Source organism: Streptomyces sp. SID1328 (assembly GCF_009865595.1).
In the GTDB taxonomy this organism is placed as follows: domain Bacteria; phylum Actinomycetota; class Actinomycetes; order Streptomycetales; family Streptomycetaceae; genus Streptomyces; species Streptomyces griseoluteus.
The window spans coordinates 1-4,256 of the sequence record NZ_WWKH01001047.1; the positions used below are offsets into that span (position 1 = coordinate 1).

The 4,256-nt window shown below is 72.1% G+C and carries 5 protein-coding genes; all 5 read left to right on the forward strand.

The annotated features are described in order from the left end of the window. Positions 1-18 precede the first annotated feature (18 nt). A complete protein-coding gene (locus GT030_RS33805) occupies positions 19-672 on the forward strand; it encodes an ABC transporter permease subunit (RefSeq protein WP_086693097.1) in 654 nt (217 codons plus the stop codon). Continuing rightward, positions 669-1,337: an ABC transporter permease gene (locus GT030_RS33810; RefSeq protein WP_161204328.1), complete on the forward strand. Its 669-nt coding sequence runs from the start codon at positions 669-671 to the stop codon at positions 1,335-1,337. The genes GT030_RS33805 and GT030_RS33810 overlap by 4 nt, the downstream gene beginning before the upstream one ends. A gap of 108 nt (positions 1,338-1,445) precedes the next feature. Beyond that, complete coding sequence (locus GT030_RS33815) at positions 1,446-2,405, forward strand: ABC transporter substrate-binding protein (RefSeq protein ID WP_161204329.1); 960 nt, start codon at positions 1,446-1,448, stop codon at positions 2,403-2,405. A gap of 298 nt (positions 2,406-2,703) precedes the next feature. Beyond that, positions 2,704-3,069: a metalloregulator ArsR/SmtB family transcription factor gene (locus GT030_RS33820; RefSeq protein ID WP_135792361.1), complete on the forward strand. Its 366-nt coding sequence runs from the start codon at positions 2,704-2,706 to the stop codon at positions 3,067-3,069. A 5-nt stretch (positions 3,070-3,074) separates the two neighbouring features. Next, positions 3,075-4,256: HAD-IC family P-type ATPase (locus GT030_RS33825; RefSeq protein WP_161204330.1), on the forward strand; the 1,182-nt coding region annotated here is incomplete at its 3' end.

Below are 4,256 nucleotides of genomic sequence, written 5' to 3' on the forward strand. Positions count from 1 at the left end.
GGAGGTGACGGCGGCCGGATGAACGGCTTCTTCGACCTCCCCAGCGACCTCCAGCACAGCTACCTCGGCCTGATCGGCCTGCACCTGCGCGAAGCGCTGCTGCCGGTGCTGGCCGGGCTCCTGCTCTCGCTGCCCGTCGCCCAGCTCTGCGCCCGCTTCCGCTGGCTGTACCCGCCGGTCCTCGGCGTCACCACGGTGCTGTACGCGATCCCGTCGCTGGCGTTCTTCGTCATCCTCATCGACTACACCGGGCAGAGCGAGATGACGGTGATGATCCCGCTCGCCGTGTACAGCCTGGTGGTGCTCGTGCCCGCCATCGTGGACGGCGTCCGCTCGGTGCCCCCGGAGACCCTGGCCGCCGCCGAGGCGATGGGACTCGGTGCCGTACGGCGTTATCTCCAGGTGCAGTTGCCCATCGCCGTGCCCGCCATCATCGCGGGCCTCAGGGTCGCCACCGTGTCCAGCATCTCGCTGGTCAGCGTCGGCATGCTCATCGGCAACCAGGGCGCGCTCGGCAACATGCTGAACGACGCCAACCTCTACCACCGGCCGGAACTCGCCGTGAACTCCGTGGTGACGACAGCCCTGCTGGCGATCCTCGTCGACGCGGCGCTGGTGCTCACCCGCAATCTGCTGACCCCGTGGATGCCGAAGAAGGGTGCCGCCCGGTGAACGTCCTGGACTTCGCGCACTCCTTCTTCGCCGACTCCGCCCGCTGGCACGGCTACGACGGCATCCCCACCCGCCTGCTGGAGCACGTCGGTTACTCCCTGGAGGCGCTCGCCGTCGCCGCGCTCATCGCGCTGCCCGTCGGGCTGACCGCCGGGCACCTCAGGCGCGGCGGCAACGCCCTGTCGATGGTCGCCACGGCCGGCCGGGCGCTGCCCAGCTTCGGTCTGCTGGTGCTGCTGTTCATCTGGTTCGGCTTCGGCACGCTGCCCGTGATGGTGCCGCTCGTCGTGCTCGCCGTACCGCCGATCCTCGTCACCACCTACGAGGCGATCCAGACCGTCGACCCGTCCCCCGTGGACGCGGCGCGCGGGATGGGCATGACCGAGCCGCGCATCCTGTTCCAGGTCGAACTCCCGGTCGCGCTCCCGGTGATCCTGGGCGGACTGCGCACCGCGGCCGTCCAGATCGTCTCCACGGCGACCATCGCCGCGTACGTCAGCTTCGGCGGGCTCGGCCGGTACATCATCGACGGGCTCTACCAGAAGGACTACGAGAAGGTCGTCGGCGGCGCCACCCTGGTCGCCGGACTCGCCCTGGTGACCCTCCTGGTGTTCTGGGCCCTGTCGAAGCTCACCGTCTCGCCGGGGGTCCGGCGCAGTGGATGACCCCTTCGGCGGGGCGTTCATGCCCCCGATACAAACGGGCGCGATCGAGGCCAATCGGTGACCTCGCTTCCCTTGACTGACAAATCACGAACTGGCTTGGATCAACAGGTGACTTACAACAACCGCATCAGCAAGTCCATCCGGGGGAACCGAGGGGCGGCGCTGGTCGCCCTCGCGGCGGCGACGACGCTGCTTGCGGGCTGTGGCTCCTCCGACGGCAAGTCCGACAACCCGCTGACCGGAGGCGAGGCGAGCGGTGACACCGTCGTCGTCGGCTCCAACAACTTCGCCGAGAGCATCCTGCTCGCCGACATCTACGGCGAGGCCCTCAAGGCCAAGGGCGTCAAGGTCAAGTACCAGCCCAACATCGGCAGCCGCGAGACCACCTACGGCCTGCTGAAGAACGGCTCCGTGACGCTGCTGCCGGAGTACAACGGCGCGCTGCTGGCCTACCTCGACCAGAAGGCCGCCCCCAAGTCGACCGAGGAGACCACCAAGGCCATCGAGGCCGAGCTGGACTCCAAGCTGACCCTGCTGGACCCCTCCTCGGCGGAGGACAAGGACTCGGTCACCATCAACGCGGCCACCGCGAAGAAGTACAACCTGACCGCCAAGTCCTCCATCGGTGACCTCAAGGGCATCGCCAAGGACCTGGTCATCGGCGGCTCCCCGGAATTCCAGACCCGCCACCAGGGCCTGACCGGCCTGAAGTCGCTGTACGGCCTGGAGTTCAAGTCCTTCAAGTCCCTGGACGCGGGTGGCCCGCTCACCCAGGCGGCGCTGAAGAAGGACTCCGTGCAGGCCGCGGACCTCTTCACCACCGACCCGGTGATCGCCAAGGAGAAGTTCGTCGTCCTGAGCGACCCGAAGAACCTCTTCGGCTTCCAGAACGTCCAGCCGCTCGTGCGCAGGAACGCGGTGCCGAAGAAGGGTGTCGACGCGCTCAACGCCGTCTCCGCCAAGCTGGACACCAAGGCCCTGCTCGACCTGGACACCCAGGTGCAGGTCCAGCACAAGGACCCGCTGGACGTCGCCAAGGCATGGCTGAAGGCCAACGGCCTCGGCTGACCCCACCGCACCGCACCACCCGGACCGCCCGGCCGACGCCACCCCGTCGCCGGGCGGTCCGCGTGCCCGCGGACGGCCCCTAGGGGGTGTCTTGCCGGTCAGGCCGGGTTCGCGGCGTCTGGCACCGCACCTCGCCCCGTTGTCGTCGGTCCCCGGTGCTCCGCATCGACTCCCTCCTCCGCCTCGCGCTGCACGGCACCGGACGCCGGTCCCTGATCCGGCCTGACCGGCAGGACACCCCCTAGACTGACTGGCCGGACAGCGCCCGGACAGCCGAGACGCGGCGAGGAGGAGAGCAGTGGCGACAGGGCCCGGCAGCGGCCGGCAGGACCCCTCCCCGCAGGTCCTCGCCGAGGCGGCGGCCGCCTTCGGGCTGCTCGCCTCCCCGGCCCGGCTGCACCTGGTGTGGGCGCTCGCCCAGGGCGAGAGCGATGTCACCGGGCTCGCCGAGCGGGTCGGCGGCGCGCTGCCCGCGGTCAGCCAGCACCTCACCAAGCTCAAGCTCGCCGGACTCGTCCGCTCCCGCCGCGAGGGCCGCCGCCAGGTGTACTTCGTCGACGCCGACGAACAGGCCGCGCTCGTGGACGTCGTCCACCTGCTGGTCGGCCGGCTCACCGAACAGACGGCACCCGCCGCCCCGGCCCGGCGCCTGCGCGGACTGTGACCGAAGTGCCGGACACCTCGCTGCGGCTCCTGCGGCGCCTGGAGACCGGCCCGCGCGGACTGACCGAGGCCGAGGCCGCCGCCCGGCTGGCCGAGCACGGCGAGAACACCCCGGCCGCCGCACCGCCCGCCCCGTCCTGGCCGCGCCGCTCCGTAGGAGCCCTGCGCGACCCGTTCACCGCCGTACTGCTCACCCTCGGGCTGGTGTCCGCGTTCGTCGCCTCCTGGGGCACCGCCGCCGTGATCCTCGCCCTGGTCGCCGTCAGCTGCGCGCTGCGCGCCGCCGGGGAACGCCGTGCCGACCGCTCCCTGGCCGCGCTGCGCGGCCTGGTCACCGGCACCGCGACCGTACTGCGCCGCGCCGACCGCGCGGACGAGCCGCGCGCCCGCGAGGTGCCGGTCGCCGACCTCGTACCGGGTGACATCGTCCGGCTCGGCCCCGGCGACCTCGTACCGGCCGACGTACGGCTGCTGCGCGCGCGGGGGCTGACCGTGCGGCAGGACACGCTCACCGGCGAGTCCGCACCGGTCGCCAAGCAGGCGGCCGACGCGCCGAGCCGCTTCGCCGAGTCCCATCTGTGCTTCCAGGGCAGCCATGTCGTCTCGGGCGGCGCGAGCGCCGTGGTGGTGGCGACCGGGGCGCGCACCCGGTTCGGCGCCGCCCAGCGGGTCCCCGTGCGGCGGGGTCCGAGCGCCTTCGACAGGTCCGTGCACGGCATCTCCTGGGTGCTGGTCCGGTTCATGCTGCTCACCCCGCCGCTCGTGCTCATGGCGAGCGCCGCCGTGCACGGCCGGGTTCTCCAGACGCTGCCGTTCGCCGTCGCGGTGGCCGTGGGACTCACCCCCGAGATGCTCCCGGTGATCGTCACCACCTGTCTGGCACGCGGCGCGTCCCGGCTGGCCGACGCCCACCGGGTCGTCGTGCGGCGGCTGCCCGCGCTGCACGACCTCGGCGCGGTCGACGTGCTCTGCCTGGACAAGACCGGCACCCTCACCCGGGACCGTCCCGTCCTCGCCGCCGCGCTCGGGCCGGACGGCCGGGACGACCCCGAGGTGCTGCGCTGGGCCGCCGTCGCCGCCTGGTGGGGCCTCACCCTCTCCGAACTCCCGGCCCCCGACGCCCTGGACGAGGCCCTGCTGAGCGCCGCCGGGCCGGTGGGGGAGGAGTACGACGGGGTCGCCGCGCTC

What these genes read in the sequence shown, in the direction of transcription:
- GT030_RS33805 (WP_086693097.1), top strand. Translation starts at nt 19, where the DNA reads ATGAACGGCTTCTTCGACCTCCCCAGCGACCTCCAGCACAGCTACCTC.